The following is a 20,227-nucleotide window of genomic DNA, read 5'->3' as shown; positions in this document are numbered from 1 at the left end:
CGAGAAACTTAATTTTTTGCCCAATGGAAGGCTATTATTCCCCAATGAAAGATGCTAATTCCCCAAAGCACCACCTCAAATGGACCTTATTTAAAATAAAAGAAGCAATCTTTACTTTCACATAAAGATTGCTTCTATCTAACTAACTTCGTGCTTGCTTAACCTGTTTAACAAAATCTTGAGCTAAGGTTTTAAGTTGTTCATATTCCTCTTGTTGAATCAAATCTTTCTTAAGAAGTGATCCACCAATACCTGCAGCACACGCACCTGCTTGAATAAATTCTCCGACATTATCAACATTGACACCACCAGTCGGCATCATATCAATATGTCCTAAAGGACCGCGTACATCTTTGATAAACTTCGGTCCGAGTACACTGGCTGGGAAAATCTTAACGATATCCGCTCCCCATTCGTATGCTTGCAAAATCTCAGTTGGTGTAAAAACGCCTGGAATCGCAATCTTACCATAGCGGTTTGCAACCTCAAGGGTTTCCCGTTTTAATGTTGGTGCAAAAATAAACTCAGCACCTGATTCAATAGCTCTATAAGCGGCATGTCCATCTAGAACGGTGCCAGCTCCGACAACAGCACGATCCCCAAGACGTTTTTTCGCCTCGCGAATGACATCAAAGGCTTGCTCTGAATCAACGGTCACTTCAATGCCAGCGACTCCGCCCTCAACGATCGCATCTATAACATGGTGAACCTTATCTGGATCGATTTGTCGAACAACCGCCACAATACCAGATTCTTTAATCTTTCTTAAATGATCTTCTTTCATGATTAACACCTCTTATAAAAAACCTATACAAGCTTAGTATACACGATTATTAATGCTAAATGGTAATAACCTAAGATGAGTCTTTGTCTTACACTGTCACTTCATCCTTTTTAAAGGCTTTCGCCATTTCAATCAAACGTTTGTTTAATTTTTGAACGTTTTCTAATTCTTTACCTTCTAACTGGATATCTCCATCCTCAGTTAATTTATCTTTTATATAATTACACATCACACGCGGCTGTCCCGGTACATCCATATTTACATGACTCAAAATTTCACGCAAATGTAATTGGGCTTTAATCGTACCACCTTGTCCAGGTGAAGCTCCGATAATTCCAGCTACTTTTCCAGTTAGTGAATTATGACCTGTTGGACGTGTGAGCCAATCAATGCCATTTTTCAACACACCGGGAATCGAACCATTATATTCAGGTGTTGCAAAAATGACGATATCGGCGGTTTCAACCTGCTCTTTAAAGGCTTTTACACCAATTGGAATAGGCATTTCAGTATCCTGATTAAATAGTGGTACTTCGGAATAGTCAACATATTTATATTCAACTTCATTAGGGAACTGCGTTGCAACAAAATCAAGTAATTTCTTGTTAACGGAATCTTTTCGAAGGCTTCCACTAATTCCTACTACTTTTAAAGTTTGTCCCATAGCTCTCACTCCTGTTGTTTTAATCATAGTTTCTATCATAAGAAACGAGTGTACCATAAGCAAGTGTTTCATTTTAAAAATTTGATCAATTTATTTGGAAAATAACCCCCCCTTTTCTACTACTATTTCGATTTTAGTAATAGATAGGAAAATTAAATTTTTAGACGTATTTTAGTCATTCGGAGCAATTTTCACCTTAGAATATTCAATTTTCTCAATAGACAGCTTTTCCACTTATGATTATTCTTAAGCTAGGAATAGGGGGATACTGCCGTGCGGGATGCTAAAAATGATCAAGCGCATGAGTTTAGACAAGTCGCAAACCAATACGAAGGCATGATTTATAACCTCATTCAGAAACTAAACATCCATGATCGTGACGGGGAATTTTACCAAGCTGGACTCATCGCACTCTGGGAATCATATCAAAAGTATAGTGGTCGGGACTATTTCCCCCAAGTTACTTACATTACCATTAAGAGTCGTTTAATTGATTTAATTCGTAAAAATAGTCGCATTATTAAACATGAAACGACCTCAGAATATATGGAAGTTCCCGGACACAATCAATTGATAGATAATTACGACCCTGACTTTTGGAAAATAGTTTATGAACCCCTTACTGCAAAACAGCAGATCTATGTGAAGAAGAAAGTTGTAGAAGGAATGTCATTAAAGGAAATAGCTGAAGAACAAGATACAACCGTTGATGCCGTAAAAGGTTGGGGTAAAGAGGTAAGACGAAAGCTACGCCCTATTTTAAAATCATATTTAACTCCGACCGACTAGATGTCGGTCGTTTTTTTATGTTGAGGACTGAGAACAAAATCAGACTGGGGAATGAACTAAAATCAACCTGTATCCCGTTTAGTAGAGTCGTTTTGAAATATAAACTATTAATAGATAACAAGGAGGTGATAAAACATGTATTTATTCGAAAATCAACTACACAGTGTATTGTACAAGGATTTACAAAAGAAATACCTGGAACAACAAGAACAAGCACAAGAAGCACGACGACGAAAAGCTTCTAACTAATCGAAAGGGAGGTGATTCTAATTCGAAAGGAGTATAAGAAGTGATTTTAATAGTCGGAGATCAAACGTGAAAGAACCTTCAACTATCAAGTAGAGTTGAAGGTTCTTTTGTTATTCCGTTCGATTCATATCTTCAAAGTATCGCAAAATCCCCGAATGGTCCTCGTGACCATAACCTTCAGTTGTTAGTTTCTCCAAAGCTTTTTGCATGGAGTTGGTTAAAGGTAAAGAAACATCTAATTCATTAGCTGTCTCCATCACATTATTTAAATCCTTCAAATGTAAATCTATTTTAAAACCGGGCTCGAAGTTGCGATCAATCATCATTGGTCCTTTCGCATCAAGAACCGTGCTACCTGCAAGTCCACCCCGAATTGCTTCATGCATTAACCCGAGATCGACACCCATCTTATTAGCTAAAACAAATGCCTCGGACACAGCGGCTATATTAAGAGCAACGATGATTTGATTGGCTAGCTTCGTTGAGTTTCCAGCACCTACGTCACCAACCCTTACCACTGAGCCGGCCATTGTATCAAGAATCGGTTTACAGCGATTAAATGTTTCCAAATCACTTCCCACCATCACAGACACTGTGCCATCAATCGCCTTTGGCTCACCACCGCTTACCGGTGCATCCATAAAAGATATTTCCCGATTGTGTAATGCTTCAGATACCTCTTGACTGGCTAACGGGGCGATTGAACTCATATCAATAACCGTTGCACCTGTTTTTAAATCATCTGCTATTCCATTTTCACCAAAAATAACATCCTTTACTTCAGGTGAATTCGGAAGTATTGTAATGACAACATCTACTTGAGACGCTAAATCACTATAGGAAGAAACCACCTCAGCTCCCGCTTTCTTCATTTCATCATTTGTCGCAGATTTCGAGCTTGATACCACGACATCATACCCAGCTTTAATTAAGTTTTTGCACATCGGCTTACCCATAATGCCTAATCCGATAAAACCAATTTTCATTGAATCACTCCTTTAATCGAACTCATACTCAGAAACTAATTCCCATTCATGAATCTCCCAATCACGTGCCCCAACTTGAACAAATGGATCTTTTTTAAGATGGGAGATAGCTTCATCCATGTCTTTTGCACGGTATATAACAAGCCCTCCTGCCCCATCTGGAAAACGACCATACATTAACACTTTCTGTTCCTCTTTCATCCTTTCTAAAAAAGTCAGGTGCTGTGGTCGGTATGATTGACTTTTTTCCTTATCCTTCATCGGTAAAAATACAGCAAAATACTTCATCACCATGCTCCTCTCTTTTAAAGTCTTAATGATTTAATTCACGATAAATCATAGATATTCCTTTTTAAAAACAGTTTTCTACAAATATTGCAGGATAACATTTCAAAATTATAGAAGTGTAACTCCAAAAGGGAGGAATTGAGATGAAAGCATTACTAGTCATTGATGTACAAAAAAGTATTGTAAACTTTAAGGATTTTACGGACGAACTATCGAAAATAGAACACATCATGAAAGATTTTAAAAAGAATAGTGAGCCCATTATCTTTATGCGACATGTTGATGACGTGAAAGATAGTCCTCTATACCGACATTCTGAAGGGTCGGAATTATACTCACCTTTAAAACATTACGCTGATCATATAGTTGAAAAAACGACACCAAGTTCATTCTATCAAACAGATTTATCCAATCTTTTAGAAAAACTAGGGGTTAATCATGTCTATATCACGGGATTTAATACTGAGTTTTGTTGCTTGTTCACTGCTATATCGGGTTTCGATCGAGGATACGATGTAACGTTTATAGAAGATGCTACCGGTACAGTTAATGATGAAAACACTTACGAGATGAAGGGACTCGACATCCGTGATTTCGTTGGTACAGCTCTTCATTGGTCTAATACGATAGAAGTTTTAGAATTTGATGAGTATTTGGAGGAATACCACGTCTGACGGCACTAAGTTATACACATTGAATTCTATTTACCTCTGCAAAAATATGATCGTTTTATCTCGAAAAATGTCGATATTCACATAACCTGTGAATAAACCTGTGAATAGCTGGGGACAAGTCCACAATTTTTGGGGATAGTTTATGGAAAACGTCTGGATAATTTTTATAGCTTTGACATAATCGCTAACAACATGTGGATAAGTTGATTAGTTATATAAAAAAATGTGGATAATGTGCATAAGTTGTTGATAAGTGGAGTTATACCTACTAACATAACTCCTCTTTTTTTTGTAGATTAATTTTTCCTTCTAATTAATATTTAAAAAATATCTCTAATAGGTTATAAGGGGTAGTATTTAGTTTTCAAATATACCTAGGAATGTAAATTAACCTCCTTTTTTAAGAGGATTTCTAGTCTGGACTTTTTTAAAGGGAGTTAAATAAATTAATGAGGGGGATATTTTTATGGGTTTTTTAGCATTTTTAGCCATTTTAATTCCAGTATTAATAGTCGCAGCCATTATCGGGCTTATTTGGTGGATTTGGATGAAGTTCCGTTACAAAACGGCAAAATCCAATGAAGCATTAATCATTGCTGGTCCGAGGCTAGGTAACCCTGAAAAGGAAACGAATATTTTCACAGACGATGAAGGCCGGTCCATGAAAATTATTCGTGGTGGCGGTCATTTACTTAAAATGCACCAAACGGCTACACCAGTTGATTTAAATGCGTTCCAGTTGAAATTAACCACTCCTAAGGTTTACACCAAACAAGGGGTGCCGATTGTTGCAGATGCTGTAGCTATGGTTAAAGTAGCAGATACGTTAAAAGGCATTGCCCTTTATGCAGAACAGTTCCTAGGTAAGAAATCGAAAGAACAAGAAGCCGAAATATCGGAAGTCTTAAACGCAAATCTGCGGGCTATTTTATCAAAAATGTCCGTGGAACAAATTAATGAAGATCGCGAAGAATTTAACCGACAAGTGACAGAGGTTGCTCAAAAACAATTAGATGAAATGGGCTTTAAGATCACGTCACTTGGGTTGCAGGACTTACGTGATGCTGACGAAGAGAATGGTTATTTAGATAATCTTGGCCGTCCGCGAATTGCCGAAGCCCGTAAACGTGCCGAATTAGCTGAATCTGATGCTGATAAAGAAACCAGAATTCACCGAGCTAACAACGACAAAGAAGCGAAGGAAGAAGAATTTGAGCGGCAATCAGAAATCGCTGAATCGAAGAAAACGAAGGACTTAAATGATGCGGCTATTAAAGAAGAAACTGAACGTGCCCGTGCTAAATCTGAACAATCCTATCAATTAGAAAAGGCTCGACTAGATAAGCAAGTTCAAGAGGAAAAATTAAAGCTAGTCGCTCAAGAAAAGGAAGAAGATTTACGATTAAAACATTTAGAACGCGAACGACTCGTTAAGCTTGAGGAAGAAGAAGCCAAAGTACGTAAAGCTAAAGCCGATGCTGATTACTACGAAACAACGAAAATTGCTGAAGCTGAAGCACGAAAATCACAAATTGACGGTGAAACCGATGCTAGAATCAAGCGCGAACAAGGTCTTGCCGAAGCTGAAGTCATCCGTGAGAAGGGTGAAGCAGAAGCTGAGGCCAGACGTCAATTAGCAGAGGCGATTGCGGAGCACGGTGACGTTGTCATTGCTGAGAAACTAATAGAGATGCTACCAGATTACGCTAGAGAAATTTCTCACCCACTATCAAATATCGATTCAGTCAAAGTCATCGATAGCGGCAGCGGAAATGGTATTAATTCCTACGGTCAACAAGTCACAAACACAATGGCACAGGTGCAAGAACCATTAAAAGACCTAACTGGCATTGATATTTCTAAGCTTTTATCTGACCTTGCCAATCGTGGGAATACGCATACCGTGATCAAGGAAGAGGCAAGTCGTTCTTCGATGGAATCAGAACCAGATGAATTTGAAGAGGAGAACACTAAAAAAGAATCCAATCGTAATGAATAAGTTGAAGGGTGAGTCCACTCACCCTTCTTTATTTTGCCTTATCCAGCCATCTCCACAAAAGTCGTAATCAAAAATCAGACTCAAGCATGAGCCAGAATCAATCTTCATACGGTTTTTAAAAACCCCGCCACAACGTAAACTAAGAGTGGAATAAAACAAGTGGGGGTAATCTCATGTATGATTTATATGATTCTAATCGTTTGAGATTAGAAGAAGTAAGAAAAGAATGTCTAGAGCAACAACAAAACATGAAAAGCTTTAAACCGAGTAATCATAGTTTAATTCACATCTTTCGTCATGTGTTAAACATAAAGCATCAAGGAAAACTTGCCTAATGAAAGAGTATTGGCCTCCCCCGATACTCTTTCTGTGAATGAATTGTGAACTAATCGTTAAACAAATAGAAATCAGACTTTAGACGGAGGCCAGACATCAGGAAGGGTTATATAATGACTTTTGGCTTTGAGTAAAAATTCGCCAAGGTATGAGGCGAAGTTAAGTTAATTGCAGGTAGTTTTTAACCTACCATGCAAAAAAGCTTAGGAGGGATTTTAAATGTTTGATTACAGCACAACAACACGAATCAAAGATTTACGCGACCAATATATTAAACAACAAAAATTCAACAAGAAACAAAAATAAACATAACTCACTTTTAAACATGAACTAAACGCACGGAAGGTTGAAGAATCCCTTCACCTTTCGTTTAATATAAATTGTCATAATATTTTAATTACTCACTCGCAATCTTGCGGGTGTTTTTTAATCAGGAACTTTTTCTATTTATAAATTCTAATATTTTCTCTTTATTTGGAGATGGTGTATGTTTATAATTTATGAGCTGTACGTCATCTTTTCGGACAAATTTAAGCTCGTCCGTCCCAATCGTGTTATGAGCGCCAACAAACGAATCGATTTCAATGATGATGACAAATGAACGATGATTGGTCATTCGTAAATCTCCTGATGAAATTGAACCCCATCGATTCCTTCTGTCTCGTAATAGGCTTGAACAGCATGATCAATATGATGCCACATTAATGACAGAATGGTTTTCTCATAATCTGATTGATTATCTGCTACCACAGAATTTGCATTCATAGAAATGAGTATCATTAAGATAAAAATTATTCGTTTCATGATTTTCACCCTTTTATAATATCTTCACCCAATGAACAATTAGTTATGAAAAGGAAAACCTTCATATCCTGTAGAAAAAGGTAAATAAACACATTTATATAAGGAGAATAAAATGAAACACAAAATCATAATTAATAGGCCTATATCTAATCACGAAGTACCTGAATTAAGAGAATTAGTCGGTTGGGGCGGTCGTCCACAGGATTACCCAGCCTTATTTGAACGCTGTAACTTTTGGGCAGGTGCCAGGAACGAAAACAATAAATTAATCGCCTTTGGTTATGTTTGTGGGATGGTACTCGAACATGGCTATATGGAAGATATTATTGTTCATCCAGACTACCAAGGCCAAGGTATCGGAAGTGCATTGGTAACTGAATTATTAAATGAAGCCGAACGATTTGGATTAGAAATTGTCACCGTAACCTTTGAACGTGAGAATACTAATTTTTATAAACGAAATGGTTTTACACGAAGTTCTGGTGGAGTATGGCAAAGAAGATAATGGTTCGAGAAAAATTTTCACTCGAGAATGATCAGTGGACAGATTTTTTAATCTATTATAGAAATCGTGATTGAGTTATGATTTTCGGGAGGAATTTAGATGAAAACATTTTTACCATTAATCATACTATTATCTTTTTTAGGGGGCTGTAATATTGATGACAACAACAATAATAGTCAAAAACCCATTACCAACCCTATTCCCGAAGATTATTTAAATAACAATGGTGCAGATATATTTTTTCTCGATGGATATGTTTTTTCCTATGCATCGGACGTTAGTTGGGTCCTGAAACTAAACTATACTTTAGGTGAGGAAATAGGTGAAATCACAAATCAAACGGAACAGGCTAGTGAATTTGAAGATGGCTCGGCTAATGTATTACCCGTCGGCACGAAAATATATGACACAGATACACAGGCATATATTGCGATTGTTAATGGTAAAAAGATTCCCTACCTAAAAATGATGGAAGGTTAAAGGAGCGATATTTTCTTATTCTAATTCTATAATTCTGAAAAAAATAAGAAAGTCCCAGTCATCACTGTTATTTTCCTAAACGAAAGGATTGGACCTCTGTCCAACCCCCACCAATTATTTCACCACAAACTCTGTTTGACTGTATCCATCACGTGATTTTTTAACCTCAAGCACCGCTGGTATAGTTGACTTCAATTCCTGAACGTGTGATATGACGCCAATCATTCGACCAGATTGTTGTAAATCAATCAATGTATCGACCGCTTTATTTAACGATTCATCATCCAGTGAACCAAAGCCTTCATCAATAAACATCGTCTCAATTGAAACTCCACCCTGGAAGCTTTGGATGACGTCTGACATACCTAAAGCCAAACACAATGATGCGTTAAATTTCTCACCACCAGACAATGTTTTAACATCGCGATCCTGTCCTGTGTAAACGTCATACACATCGAGTCCAAGACCGCTTTGACGTCCGCGTGCTTCCTGACGGTCACTCCGCTTCAAATAAAATTGCCCGTTCGACAACCGTTTCAGTCGCATATTTGCTGCGACGACAATCTGATCTAAGTATTCAATCTGCAAATAACGTTCAAACGAAATCTTCCGTCCATTTTGACCACGAACAACATCATACAAATCCGTTATTCGATTCAATGCTTTCTCCTGTTCATCGACCTGCTCGCTCGATTCAACGATTCGATTTTTCAGGTCGACGACATCCTTTTGATGCTGAACGGTTGCGTTATAGGATTGCAGGACTGATTCATATTGATTTTGCAATTCTTTCATTTCATCTTCGTATGCCTCTAGATTTGCCTTTTCCTTATCTGTTAATTGTTCATTAAGCTCCTTTATTCGCGCATTTACAGTAGCTACGTTCTGTTTAAATAATTCAATCTCATCCTTCAATTGTTTGCGCTCTTCTTCCGTACGTTTCGCCTTCCGATATTCATCTTCATTGGAAAAGGCACCCTCAGTCAGTGCTTGTTGGAAAACTTGTTCAGCCTTCTCGAGCTTCTCATTCGTCTCTTTTAAAGCAATATCACAATTTTGCTTCTGGGTGCTTGCTTTCACCTCTGACTCACGTGCCATGTTAAGCTGTTCTTGTGCTTTCTCCCATGCTTTTTCTAATGCTATTTTATGATCCTCAGCCTCTTTAATCTTTTGATCCAATCCTGTTAACTCACGAACGTCCTTTGGAACTGATTCTAATAAACCTTCATAAGTCAACTTTGCTTTTTCGTAGGCTATATTTTGTTGATCAAATTGTTTTCGTAGCGACTCTTTATTGGCTTCTACTTGATTGACTGCCTTAGCCAAATGATCAGCACGCTCACGCATGGTTTTTAACTGGTTCGATTTCTGTTCAAGCTGATCAACCTCATACCCCACTTCTTGTCCTTCTTTTTTAATTAAATCAAACGTTTGTTTAATATTTTCAAGCGGGATATCATATTCATTTAATATCTCTTCTACTTCTTTAATACGATTAGCATTCGCATTATATTCAGCGACCTGATCCGTATAATCCTTATACTTCTGATCATAAACTGCTTTGGCTTGGTCTAACTCTTCTTTGGAAGGTGTGTCCACTGCAATCTCTGCCTTGTTAGGATGATTGATACTACCACAGACTGGACAAGGCTCACCTTCATGCAAGTGCTCCGCTAAAATTCCAGCCTGTCCATGAATCCAAGCCTTCTCTTTCATTTCAAAATCAGTTTTAATTTGTTGGTAAGTTTTCTTTTCAGCCTTTAATTGATCGCTAAGATTATCCCGTTCACCGAGCAGTTGGATATACCGATTGATTTGACGCCACTTTTCACGTAGTTCATTACGCTTTTCTATCTTGGCATTCAAGTTTTCAACCGCTTCAGTATCCAATCGAATTTGTTGGTCTAACTGCTCTTTTTCCTGTTGTTTTTTTACTAATTGACGTTCTACAGCTTGATACTGTGATTGCAACTGCTTTAGTTCATTTTCGGCCTGTTCAACTTCTATTCTTTTACCACTTAATTCCTCTACCTTGGGACGCATATCCTTTAGACTATTTAATTGATTTAGTAAAACTTCACGTTCACCCTTACGTCCCTCTTCAGCTTTAAAATCATTCTCGGCCTTCTCTAATGCTTCACGCGCCTTCTTTTGATTGACTTCTGCCTCAGCCTTGGCTCGTCTTTTTTGTTCAACATCCTGGCGCAGGCCCTTCACATGTGATTCCTGTACTTCGATTTGACTCGCTCGCTCACTTTTTTCTAGTAAAACTTGCTGTTCATTGATCGAATGCTCCTGGCTTTGAAGCTCGGAATGCTTTTTCTCATTTTGTGCAAGCTCATCAAATTTTTCATTAAGGGATTTGGCTTTCTGTAGCTTATCCTGCATAGCCTGTACTTGTTTAGATGCTCTCCCTTTCTCCTTATGCATCACATCTACCTGTTCAAGGTAATACTTAGACTCTGCTTCAAGTCCCTCAACTATTTGATTCATATTAAAGTGCTCATGTGATAGAACCTTGAATAATTGCGACTCTTCTCGTTCTGGGAGTTTGGAGCGTATTTCAGAAACATGATGATCACGTAATTGTCTTACACGTGCAAATTCATCCTCCGCTTCCTTCCGTTTTTCCTTTAGCTGTTCAGTAATCGCTTGATAAGGATAGGTTTGGAAAATACGACGCAAAATTTCTTCTTTATTTTCTGTTTTTGAGGTCAAGAGCTTACGAAATTCTCCTTGTGGTAGCATCACAATTTGAGAAAATTGGTCCTTCGTTAAGCCCACCAATTCCTCGACTCGTTGATTAATTTCGGAAACCATTTGGCGATCCACACATGGAACCTCTCCTGTATCCCTGACCTCAAAAAATTCATACTTTTCACCTGTAGCAGTCTTATTACCCGGCTTTACATGTCCAAGCTGTCGTAGAATGCGATAAGTTTTACCATGTAATTCAAACACTATTTCCACACTTGTATGTACTTGATCGTCCGCAAAGTCACTGCGTAGCATTTTGTAATCCTGCCGGTCCTCACCGCTCGCATAACCGTACAAGGCAAAACAGATACCATCAAAAATCGTTGTTTTACCAGCTCCCGTTTTGCCCGAAATCACAAATAAACGATAATCTTCAAGCTCTGTAAAATTAACCACTTCTCGATCTTTATAGGGGCCAAAAGCGGTCATCGTTAATTTAATAGGTTTCACTTGTCACACTCCCTTCCCTATTTATGCGTTACCGTTTCTCGTTTTTGTTGTAACTCATCATTAAGAACCTCTTTAAAAATGTCTTCTGTCTCTTCAGACACCGCTTCACCTTTTACTTCTTCATAAAAAGCACGGAATAATTCGAGGTCACTCATTTTATGTCGTTCTACTTTTTCACTTGAACCCGTCACCTCATTAGCACTTACAAGGTTCTTCCGTTCAACATGCATCGCATTAGGATAAATAGAACGAATTTTTTCCATTGGATATAAGACAGGTGTCTCATCAAGCAAACGGACAAACACATAATCCTCACTCGTTTCGTGATTCAATAGCTCGTCCATCGTTGCTTCAACCGTCCTTATATCTCGACGCGGGGACAATTCCCGTTTTGCAACTGTAACGTCACCATCTGCATCCATTTCAACGACAAGATAGCCTTTTTTATGATGCTCTTCCGAAATGGAATACTTTAATGGTGAGCCTGAGTAGCGAACTGTCTCTTGACCAACATGATGGGCCTGGTGCAGATGGCCAAGTGCCGTATAATTAAATTGTTCAAAATGCTTGGCATCGACATGCTCCGCTCCACCAATCGATAACGGCCGTTCCGATTCGCTCGTATTTTCCCGCGGTTCACCTAATGGCGTCACAAACTGGTGCCCGACAAAAACATGACGTGCATCTGAATCCATTTTCTCTGAAATTTTTTCTACAATACGTTCAGTCGCGTCATTAAGATTTCGTATCTCGTCATCTTCAAATAACTGCCGAACCACACTTGGATCCACATAAGGAACTAAGTGAAAATGTACTTCACCATATTTATCAGACAACACAACAGGCTCTAATGCAGATGTCAATTGACCAACAATATGTAACCCGTTATCCTGCATAATCTTCGACCCAAAATTCAACCGTCCCGGACTATCATGATTACCCGCTATTGCCACAACGGGTATTCCTATATCTATAACAATTTCTCGTAAAACATCATCTAATAGATTAACCGCATCAGTTGGAGGTACGGCTCGGTCATATAAATCACCAGCAATAACGACAACATCCGGTTGCTCTTGTCGTATTGCTTCTAAAAACTGTTCAAGTACATGTGCCTGTTCCCCTGTCATATAAACACCTTGCACTAATTTCCCTAAATGCCAATCCGCTGTGTGGAAAATTTTCAACAGTCTTCATTCCTTTCTATTAATCTTATTATTATTTTAACATGTGATTGTCCGCTTCCATATGTGTAAATTCTCCCGTCAGATAAAGGTTGTTTTCTTATACAAAAGGCCCCGAGCTTATACTCGAGGCCTTTCCTTAGCTTGCTTTAGCTGTAACTTCCTTGTTCTGTTTTTTGCTTTTGTAATATTGAAACCCGAATAGACCTGCAGCGATTACGACTGCTCCAATATCGGTCCAAACATTGTTCTGAATAAACATAAGCGCCACAACTAATGCGATCATACGCTCGATCCAATGATACTTCGTTATTAACCAATTCTGGATAAATGATGCGAAGGCAACCATACCAATTGTAGCTGTAATAATTGCCAATGTCACCTCAATCCAACCAGCATCTGTGATTAACAAAATCGTTGGATTCATCGTAAAGACGAATGGAAGTAACAACGCTGCTGTATCGAATTTAAAACCTTGAACCCCCGTTCGTACCGGTCCAGCATTCGCAATACCTGCTGTCGCATAAGCTGGTAAGTTAATCGGTGGCGTATCATCTGCAAGAACGCCGTAATAAAGGACGAATAAGTGTGCCACAATGACAGGCACATCCATGTCTACTAAAACAGGTGCAACAATGGCTGCTAATACAACATAAGTTGCAGTTGTAGGTAAACCAAGACCTAATAATAAACAAGCAAACACGGTTAATATTAATGCAAAATAAAGCTCTGTATTTTCCGTTGTCATAAAGCTTGGCACGAGTGCTGCTAGGTCAGATGAGAAACCAACAACGATCCGTGTGAATTTAGTCGATAAACCTGAAGTTGTAATAACGCCAATTAAGATCCCTGCCGTCGCACAGGCTACGACAATTGATAATGAGTTACGAGCCGCAAGCTCAAAACCTGATAATAATTCACGTGCTCCATAGCGCACTGGTGCCGCGTCAACTTTAAACTTCTTCTGTCCTAGTGCAAAGACTAGAGCTACAATAATTCCTATTAACACCATCGTTGCAATTTCGCCTTTCCAACGAATCGTCTCAGAACTGAAAAAGCTAATATTAAAGACGTCATTAAGGTTATAAAGGCCTATATTGACGTATTGAATTATAAACTGAATACTATAGGCCAAGCCAAGTAAAATCGCTGCAAATACGAACGCTCGACCCACACTTTCTTTAAATCGATGCGCAAATAACGCAATCACTAACAAAATCGTAATCGAGAAGAACGCTGAATTATTTACGGATACACGCTCGATGACTAAGAAATAAAGCAAAACAAAAATCGGAATCAATAAATAACCTTGCTGCATCAGTAAGCGACGACCTTTTACAAGTTCGCTTCGGTCCATACCTTTGATTCCATTTTTGGATGCTTCGAAATGCACCATAAACAAAATACCAACATAACATAAAATCGCTGGAATAATCGCACTTTGAATAATTTCATAGTACGGTATACTCGTTAGCTCAACCATGATAAAGGCTGCTGCACCCATAATCGGCGGTAAAAACTGACCGCTTGATGACGCTGCAACCTCAACACCACCCGCTACATGCGGTTTAAAGCCAACTTTTTTCATTAATGGGATGGTAAACGTACCAGTTGTAACCGCATTAGCCGTTGAACTACCGGAGATACTACCCATCATTCCACTTGCCATAACACTCGCTTTCGCAGGTCCACCTTTAAACCGTCCGAATGCACGTAATGCAAGGTCGATAAACATTTTCCCAGCACCCGTTGATTCTAATACTGCACCGAACAAAATAAAGATAAACACGAACTGAGCCGATGCATAAATAGGCGTCCCGAATATACCGTTATTACGGTAAGTGATTTCATAAATAAAACGTTCAAAGTCGCCACGTGTGTGGTGGAATTGCCCAGGCATAAATTCACCTAGGAAGAAATAAGCGATAAAAATAAAGGCAATCACCACTAACGGATACCCAACAACACGCCTCGTTGCTTCAAGTACTAGAATAATTAAGGATAACCCGATAAAAATCTCGTATCCTGTTGGGTCACCTGACATAATGGAAGAAGCATCCTGCCTCTGAATAATAAACATCCCAACATAAAACGCATAAGCTGCTAAAGCGATATCATAGATTGGGATATTAGTTTGTCCCATCCTCTTTTTTATAGGAAAGATCATGAATATTAATACTAGAGCTAGCGTTAAGTGAAAAATTAAGAAGGTCTTAGAACCAATACCAGGTAAACCAAAGCCGGCGACATAAAAATGAAATGCCGACATAAATACGGCAACTATGATGACAGCTACGGCCCATAGACCACTTAATTCACGGTCACTACCTTCAAGCTCATTAATCATCTTTTGCTGTTGCTTTTCGTCCATGTCAAACCCCTTTCGTCCATAGTAAATTTTCTAGTCTTATATATTTATAAGCGTTTTCAAACATATTAACTAGAATAAAAGTTTTATTCGGTCCCATATGTTCATATCCTGAACTTCTATCAATATTTGTGTATCAGAATATGGAGGTTCTGATAGTGTCACCTCTTGGTCTTTAAAGTGGAAAGCATGAGGATATAAATGAGAAGGTTGCATCTTTAGTTCCCCACCGAATACAGGTCGATTTAGATTTTGAATAATAAAATATCCATCTTCCATTTTAACATCGCCTTTATATTCATACGGTAAGCCAGCCCCAAATGATTTAGTCCAGCTTTCCATCGTTAAAATAACCCAGTCTTCGTCAATCTTGAATTTTTCTTCAACCGGAGACCTCTCAACAGAATGAATGTAGCGGTGGGAAAACCAATCACCACGATGCACTTCTTCTTGCCATAAAATATCCCCATTATGTAAATCCTCAATGACTAATTTTTTACCCGTAGTATTCATGAATAATAAAACAACAGTTGTTACGACCATGATGATCATCACTAACGTTATAATGAATTTTTTGTTAAAAAAGGCATTGCTTTTTAGCAATGCCCTTTGGTTTTGCTGTTCAGTTGATGGATTACTGCTCATTCAGGTATTTCTCTGCTCCTGGATGAAGGTCGATGGACATACCATCTTGTGCCGTATCAACTGTTAACTGTTTACCACGCTCGTGAGCTTCTTCAATATCACCTTTGTTTTCAAAAATTGCTTTGACCATTTCGTATACTTGATCTTCTGGTAGATCATCACGCGCGATTAACATTGCTTGAACTGCTACAGTTGTAGCTGTGCTGTCAAAGCTTTCATAAGCATCAGCACTTATTTCTTCCTTAGCATAGTAAGGGTATTCATCCATTAACGCCTGAATCATATCGTCTGAAATACTTACTAGACTAATATCAGTTGTTGCACTTAACTCTTGGATGCTCGCAGTTGGCGTACCAGAAGTTACGAATGCAGCGTCAATGTTACCATCTTGTAGGTTTGTAGATGCATCACCGAAGCCCATGTGTTCTGCACTGATATCATCAAACGTAATATCATGTACACCTAAGATTTGTTCAGCGTTTGCTTCAGTACCAGAACCTACATCTCCAACAGCTACACGTTTACCTACTAAATCATCAACTGTCTCAATACCACTGTCTACAGTCGTTACAATTTGAATCGTTTCAGGATAGATCGTAAATATACCACTGTAACCATCTTTTACCTCTTCAAACATTTTCGTACCTTCTTGTGCATAGAAAGCGGTATCATTTTGAACTAAAGCCATTTCAGCTTCGCCAGCAGAAACTTCGTTAATGTTTACAACCGAAGCACCACTACTAATACCATCTACTGATACACCATCAACATTAGATGAGACTACATCAGCCATTGCAACACCTAGCGGGAAGTATGTACCAGCTTCACCACCCGTTAGAAGTGTAACGTTTTCAACCCAGCCATCTCCGCCGGATTCTCCTCCGTCATCCTCGCCACAAGCGGCTAGGAATAGACCAAGTGTAAGAAAAAGTACTAGTAATAGACTAAACTTTTTCACAAAAATTCCCCCTTGTAATTTTAATTTTATGATTATCTATCATATCATAAATCTCACAAAATTGTCATCTTTTATTCTAGCTAATAACATAATATTGTAATATATGTAAAGACAATCTAATACTTAAATCTGCCTCAAAAATTTTTATCTAGCTTGACTAATAGGGCTAGAGTTTTAATGAATATATTAACCGAGTATGGCAGACCATACTCGGTTTTGTTCTTTTAATACTTTAAGATTTGTTGTTTAAATTTTTTCAAATCAACTAAATGATTCTCAATAACTTTTTCTAAAACATCTAAATTCAACTTTTGGTAATCATGGACAGCGATATTCCGAAAACCAACCATAGCTTTTAAACTGCTCGTAACAAGTTCATCTATAACACCATACTCATTCAATAGATCGAATGCTTCTCGACTTTTCTGAGGTAAACCTAGTTTTAATTCGGCTGAAACATGCATAGCTAAATCTATAGCAGCTTCACAGGCTCGCTGTATATTTAGTATAATTGAATCCTGCTTGGTATAGTTTTCTAAATTAGCAGAATTATCTTCATACTCTTCATTAATTCTTATTATACAGCGCTCAATAATAGTTAATTTGTTTAAGATCACATCATTCTCCATAGATTGTCCCACTTTCTTTAATTCGGTCAATGATAACCTGTCTCTCCTCATTTAATTTGGCATAGAAACTATAGGCATACATATGATGTTCCTGCCTAAGTGTTTCGTTAGCACAGTAAATGACCTCGCCGGTATGAAATATCTGTGCCTTCATAACTGTTGATACATCTTTTAGATCAATTAAATCTACTTCAAAGCCTATGATATCAGCCAACTCCTGCGCCACGATAAACCGTTCATACGACGAAAAATCCTTATATGAAAAAAAGGCTAAATCCACGTCGCTTGATTCATGAACATCACCCTTTGCCTGGGAGCCAAACAAAATGATGTAGACCGGTTCAACTTTTTCTAATAAATAATCAACTATTTTCCCTTTTATGTTACCATCCATTTAACCACACCCTTTAAAGGCATTCGTTTTTACTATTCTAACTTATATGACCATTTTCCTCCATCATCCAATACTATGAAGAAGCTCAAAGACCTCATTGACATATCTTATCAACTTTAATAAACTAATGAACAAATCAATCGGAAAGAAGTGAACTGTAGGCTAATGAAGTAATACTCTTATTCTATTCATCAGATAAAGATCATGTCGTAAACCCTTTAATTAAAGGGCTTACTTATCATGCCTTTATCTTCGTGTAGGATAGGAGTATTTTTTGCCCTCCTATCCCTTTGTCTTAAAACAAGGATGGAGGGTTATTTTTATGCTCCTATCTGTTATAAATTTAATGGGAGTGATAAGATACTTTGCCGTATATCAAATGTTTTATGCGAAATAGCCGACCGTAAATTGTTTGAAATAGATGATTTATCGATACATGAATATGACCGGATTGGACTGATTGGAAAAAATGGATCAGGAAAATCAACGTTATTAAAATTGATTGCTGGTGGACTCAATCCGACTAAAGGTCAAATTGAGAAATATGGAACTGCGGCTTACCTACCGCAACTCAAACCAAAACAAGGAATGATGAGTGGCGGCGAAATTACACAAGAGTGGATTCGCCGGATCTTTTCACTAGAAAGAGATTTCTTTTTACTTGACGAACCCACAACACACCTTGATCAATACCATATCGAAAAACTTGAGGACGAATTAAAACAATTCAGCAAACCGTTACTAATCGTGTCTCATGATCGCGCTTTTCTAGATGAACTCTGTACAAAGATTTGGGAAATTGACGAGGAGACCATTATAGAATACACCGGCAACTACTCAGATTTTGAAGCGCAAAAACAAGAAAAACTTCAGCACCATAAAAAGGAATACGAGAAATATGTACAAAAGAAAAAACAGCTTGAAAATGCTTTAAGACTGAAAGAACAAAAAGCAAATCGTGCTATAAAGAAACCTAAAAAAACCTCGAACTCTGAAGCCAAAATCACTGGTGCTAAGCCCTATTTTGCGAAAAAACAAAAGAAACTCAACCAAGGAGTTAAGGACATTCAGTCTCGTATTGATCAACTTGATAAAGTCGAAAAGATTAAACAGCCCACACCGATTAAAATGGAGTTAGCTTCACCAATCGAAGCATCAAATAAACCGCTAATTCGGTGTGAACAACTCCTAGGGAAAGTAGGCTCCAAAAATCTATGGAAACCTGTATCGTTTAATATTGAAAATGGTGAAAAAATCGCTATTTTAGGTCCGAATGGAAGTGGTAAAACAACGCTAATTCAAGAACTCATCCATAATGATGAGCATGTTAATCGCTCACCACAAGTCAAAATAGGCTATTTCAGCCAACAATTAGAACAACTTGATGTTAAGAAAACGATTTTAAAGAACGTGCAAGACACATCCTCTCAAGATGAAACGCTAATTCGAACCGTCCTAGCTCGTTTAGGCTTTTTCCGGGAAGACGTCTTTAAGGACGTATCTGTTTTAAGCGGAGGCGAACGCGTTAAAGTTTCATTAGCTAAAATTTTTGTTAGCGATGTTAACCTTCTTATATTGGATGAACCGACAAACTTTTTAGATATAGAGTCCATAAAAGCATTAGAACTCTTGCTAAGCGAGTATCCCGGTACAGTGTTGTTCGTATCACATGATCGTCGCTTTGTTGAAAATATAGCAGAAAAGCTCATCATATTACAAGATCATATATTGCATATTTTTAAAGGAACGGAACATGAATTCTTGGAAAGCCAAAATCAAACGGATCAAGATGAAGAACGTCTTGTCATTGAAACGCAAATTACTGAAGTCCTAAGCCGATTGAGTATAGATCCTAGCCCAGAACTTGAAGAAGAGTATGAAAGCCTTCTAGAACGAAAAAGGGAATTAGATTAAGATAGTCTAAAGAGGAACTTGGAACACCCCCAAGTTCCTCTTTTTTATGATAATCAAAGTTCAAGCATCATCATTTAGAAGATATTTTTAGTCAAAAGTCCTCATAATATCTTACTTATAACTGAATACGTTTTAATAAGGACTAGCATAACTAGAAAGGAGAGACAAAATGGAAAATAGATTACTTTACGGTTTCATTGCAGCCTTTGCTTTTATGTTTGTACCCGTTCGCTCTGAACTTTTCGAAGGATTAGCACATTTTATTGACACCCTTCTATACTTTGTAGGACTTATTTCTGCCATCATCTTCGGCGCCATACTCATTTGGAATGCTTTTAGAAATTTGAGAAGTGCTACAAAATAAGCGAAG

Annotated in this window: 21 protein-coding genes; 8 read left to right on the top strand and 13 right to left on the bottom strand. The window is 38.0% G+C overall.

The window, feature by feature from the left end:
* Positions 1-142: 142 nt before the first annotated feature.
* Positions 143-784 carry a bifunctional 4-hydroxy-2-oxoglutarate aldolase/2-dehydro-3-deoxy-phosphogluconate aldolase gene (locus tag BLP77_RS07725; protein ID WP_093856552.1) on the bottom strand — a complete coding sequence of 214 codons (642 nt, stop codon included), beginning with the start codon at positions 782-784 and terminating at the stop codon, positions 143-145.
* Between the two features lie 88 nt (positions 785-872).
* Complete coding sequence (locus BLP77_RS07720) at positions 873-1,448, bottom strand: NADPH-dependent FMN reductase (protein WP_176752997.1); 576 nt, start codon at positions 1,446-1,448, stop codon at positions 873-875.
* Between the two features lie 273 nt (positions 1,449-1,721).
* On the opposite strand from BLP77_RS07720, the gene BLP77_RS07715 reads away from it, so the two are divergent.
* A complete protein-coding gene (locus tag BLP77_RS07715; RefSeq protein WP_093856550.1) occupies positions 1,722-2,237 on the top strand; it encodes a sigma-70 family RNA polymerase sigma factor in 516 nt (171 codons plus the stop codon).
* A 359-nt stretch (positions 2,238-2,596) separates the two neighbouring features.
* Here BLP77_RS07715 and garR read toward each other — a convergent pair whose 3' ends face one another.
* A complete protein-coding gene (gene garR, locus BLP77_RS07710) occupies positions 2,597-3,472 on the bottom strand; it encodes a 2-hydroxy-3-oxopropionate reductase (RefSeq protein WP_093856549.1) in 876 nt (291 codons plus the stop codon).
* Positions 3,473-3,484: 12 nt separating this feature from the next.
* Positions 3,485-3,760, bottom strand: coding sequence for a YciI family protein (locus tag BLP77_RS07705; protein ID WP_093856548.1), 276 nt, complete (start codon positions 3,758-3,760; stop codon positions 3,485-3,487).
* Between the two features lie 143 nt (positions 3,761-3,903).
* Here BLP77_RS07705 and BLP77_RS07700 point away from each other — a divergent pair, with 143 nt between their 5' ends.
* The 3 genes from BLP77_RS07700 (at position 3,904) to BLP77_RS15810 (ending at position 6,768) form a co-directional block, all read left to right on the top strand.
* Complete coding sequence (locus tag BLP77_RS07700; protein ID WP_093856547.1) at positions 3,904-4,434, top strand: cysteine hydrolase family protein; 531 nt, start codon at positions 3,904-3,906, stop codon at positions 4,432-4,434.
* Positions 4,435-4,900: 466 nt separating this feature from the next.
* The gene (locus BLP77_RS07695; RefSeq protein WP_093856546.1) at positions 4,901-6,433 is read left to right on the top strand and encodes a flotillin family protein; all 1,533 of its coding nucleotides are present in this window, start codon (positions 4,901-4,903) and stop codon (positions 6,431-6,433) included.
* A gap of 173 nt (positions 6,434-6,606) precedes the next feature.
* Positions 6,607-6,768: a hypothetical protein gene (locus BLP77_RS15810; protein WP_176752996.1), complete on the top strand. Its 162-nt coding sequence runs from the start codon at positions 6,607-6,609 to the stop codon at positions 6,766-6,768.
* 431 nt (positions 6,769-7,199) lie between these two features.
* On the opposite strand, the gene BLP77_RS07690 is transcribed toward BLP77_RS15810, so the two are convergent.
* Both BLP77_RS07690 and BLP77_RS07685 read right to left on the bottom strand, forming a co-directional pair.
* Positions 7,200-7,385, bottom strand: coding sequence for a DUF3888 domain-containing protein (locus BLP77_RS07690; RefSeq protein ID WP_093856545.1), 186 nt, complete (start codon positions 7,383-7,385; stop codon positions 7,200-7,202).
* Positions 7,382-7,573, bottom strand: a complete 192-nt coding sequence (locus tag BLP77_RS07685) for a hypothetical protein (RefSeq protein ID WP_093856544.1) — start codon at positions 7,571-7,573, stop codon at positions 7,382-7,384. Before BLP77_RS07685 ends, BLP77_RS07690 begins: the two co-directional genes overlap by 4 nt.
* Positions 7,574-7,685: 112 nt before the next feature.
* Here BLP77_RS07685 and BLP77_RS07680 point away from each other — a divergent pair, with 112 nt between their 5' ends.
* Together BLP77_RS07680 and BLP77_RS07675 are read left to right on the top strand one after the other, a co-directional pair.
* The gene (locus tag BLP77_RS07680) at positions 7,686-8,078 is read left to right on the top strand and encodes a GNAT family N-acetyltransferase (protein WP_093856543.1); all 393 of its coding nucleotides are present in this window, start codon (positions 7,686-7,688) and stop codon (positions 8,076-8,078) included.
* A gap of 99 nt (positions 8,079-8,177) precedes the next feature.
* The gene (locus BLP77_RS07675; protein WP_093856542.1) at positions 8,178-8,558 is read left to right on the top strand and encodes a hypothetical protein; all 381 of its coding nucleotides are present in this window, start codon (positions 8,178-8,180) and stop codon (positions 8,556-8,558) included.
* Positions 8,559-8,672: 114 nt separating this feature from the next.
* On the opposite strand, the gene BLP77_RS07670 is transcribed toward BLP77_RS07675, so the two are convergent.
* From BLP77_RS07670 to mntA, 7 genes are all read right to left on the bottom strand, one after another.
* Positions 8,673-11,744 carry an AAA family ATPase gene (locus BLP77_RS07670; RefSeq protein ID WP_425427838.1) on the bottom strand — a complete coding sequence of 1,024 codons (3,072 nt, stop codon included), beginning with the start codon at positions 11,742-11,744 and terminating at the stop codon, positions 8,673-8,675.
* 38 nt (positions 11,745-11,782) lie between these two features.
* On the bottom strand, positions 11,783-12,952 hold the full coding sequence (locus BLP77_RS07665; protein WP_093856540.1) for an exonuclease SbcCD subunit D: 1,170 nt from the start codon (positions 12,950-12,952) through the stop codon (positions 11,783-11,785).
* Positions 12,953-13,088: 136 nt separating this feature from the next.
* Complete coding sequence (locus tag BLP77_RS07660; protein ID WP_093856539.1) at positions 13,089-15,320, bottom strand: TRAP transporter permease; 2,232 nt, start codon at positions 15,318-15,320, stop codon at positions 13,089-13,091.
* A 69-nt stretch (positions 15,321-15,389) separates the two neighbouring features.
* Positions 15,390-15,962 (bottom strand): DUF1850 domain-containing protein, encoded by a 573-nt coding sequence (locus BLP77_RS07655; protein ID WP_093856538.1) that lies wholly within the window; start codon positions 15,960-15,962, stop codon positions 15,390-15,392.
* Positions 15,952-16,920, bottom strand: a complete 969-nt coding sequence (locus tag BLP77_RS07650; protein WP_093856537.1) for a TAXI family TRAP transporter solute-binding subunit — start codon at positions 16,918-16,920, stop codon at positions 15,952-15,954. Before BLP77_RS07650 ends, BLP77_RS07655 begins: the two co-directional genes overlap by 11 nt.
* Before the next feature lie 224 nt (positions 16,921-17,144).
* The gene (gene hepT / locus BLP77_RS07645; protein WP_093856536.1) at positions 17,145-17,549 is read right to left on the bottom strand and encodes a type VII toxin-antitoxin system HepT family RNase toxin; all 405 of its coding nucleotides are present in this window, start codon (positions 17,547-17,549) and stop codon (positions 17,145-17,147) included.
* Complete coding sequence (mntA, locus tag BLP77_RS07640; protein WP_093856535.1) at positions 17,539-17,943, bottom strand: type VII toxin-antitoxin system MntA family adenylyltransferase antitoxin; 405 nt, start codon at positions 17,941-17,943, stop codon at positions 17,539-17,541. Before mntA ends, hepT begins: the two co-directional genes overlap by 11 nt.
* Positions 17,944-18,249: 306 nt before the next feature.
* Between mntA and abc-f the strand changes: the two genes are divergently transcribed.
* Entirely contained in the window at positions 18,250-19,857 is a 1,608-nt protein-coding gene (abc-f, locus tag BLP77_RS07635; protein WP_093856534.1) for a ribosomal protection-like ABC-F family protein, read from the top strand.
* 169 nt (positions 19,858-20,026) lie between these two features.
* Complete coding sequence (locus BLP77_RS07630; protein ID WP_093856533.1) at positions 20,027-20,221, top strand: hypothetical protein; 195 nt, start codon at positions 20,027-20,029, stop codon at positions 20,219-20,221.
* The last annotated feature ends 6 nt before the right edge of the window (positions 20,222-20,227 follow it).

Origin of the sequence: Tenuibacillus multivorans, assembly GCF_900103915.1 — a bacterium.
Classification (GTDB): Bacteria; Bacillota; Bacilli; order Bacillales; family Alkalibacillaceae; genus Tenuibacillus; species Tenuibacillus multivorans.
Note: the sequence above shows the minus strand (reverse complement) of the source record. Positions and strands in the feature narration are given on the sequence as shown.

Coding starts and splice junctions, on each gene's coding strand:
- BLP77_RS07690 (WP_093856545.1), bottom strand. CDS start 7,385: ATGACCAATCATCGTTCATTTGTCATCATCATTGAAATCGATTCGTTT.
- BLP77_RS07675 (WP_093856542.1), top strand. CDS start 8,178: ATGAAAACATTTTTACCATTAATCATACTATTATCTTTTTTAGGGGGC.
- BLP77_RS07630 (WP_093856533.1), top strand. CDS start 20,027: ATGGAAAATAGATTACTTTACGGTTTCATTGCAGCCTTTGCTTTTATG.
- abc-f (WP_093856534.1), top strand. CDS start 18,250: ATGGAGGGTTATTTTTATGCTCCTATCTGTTATAAATTTAATGGGAGT.
- BLP77_RS07680 (WP_093856543.1), top strand. CDS start 7,686: ATGAAACACAAAATCATAATTAATAGGCCTATATCTAATCACGAAGTA.
- hepT (WP_093856536.1), bottom strand. CDS start 17,549: ATGGAGAATGATGTGATCTTAAACAAATTAACTATTATTGAGCGCTGT.
- BLP77_RS07725 (WP_093856552.1), bottom strand. CDS start 784: ATGAAAGAAGATCATTTAAGAAAGATTAAAGAATCTGGTATTGTGGCG.
- BLP77_RS07670 (WP_425427838.1), bottom strand. CDS start 11,744: ATGACCGCTTTTGGCCCCTATAAAGATCGAGAAGTGGTTAATTTTACA.
- BLP77_RS07705 (WP_093856548.1), bottom strand. CDS start 3,760: ATGAAGTATTTTGCTGTATTTTTACCGATGAAGGATAAGGAAAAAAGT.
- mntA (WP_093856535.1), bottom strand. CDS start 17,943: ATGGATGGTAACATAAAAGGGAAAATAGTTGATTATTTATTAGAAAAA.
- BLP77_RS07720 (WP_176752997.1), bottom strand. CDS start 1,448: ATGGGACAAACTTTAAAAGTAGTAGGAATTAGTGGAAGCCTTCGAAAA.
- BLP77_RS07685 (WP_093856544.1), bottom strand. CDS start 7,573: ATGAAACGAATAATTTTTATCTTAATGATACTCATTTCTATGAATGCA.
- BLP77_RS15810 (WP_176752996.1), top strand. CDS start 6,607: ATGTATGATTTATATGATTCTAATCGTTTGAGATTAGAAGAAGTAAGA.
- BLP77_RS07660 (WP_093856539.1), bottom strand. CDS start 15,320: ATGGACGAAAAGCAACAGCAAAAGATGATTAATGAGCTTGAAGGTAGT.
- garR (WP_093856549.1), bottom strand. CDS start 3,472: ATGAAAATTGGTTTTATCGGATTAGGCATTATGGGTAAGCCGATGTGC.
- BLP77_RS07655 (WP_093856538.1), bottom strand. CDS start 15,962: ATGAGCAGTAATCCATCAACTGAACAGCAAAACCAAAGGGCATTGCTA.
- BLP77_RS07700 (WP_093856547.1), top strand. CDS start 3,904: ATGAAAGCATTACTAGTCATTGATGTACAAAAAAGTATTGTAAACTTT.
- BLP77_RS07695 (WP_093856546.1), top strand. CDS start 4,901: ATGGGTTTTTTAGCATTTTTAGCCATTTTAATTCCAGTATTAATAGTC.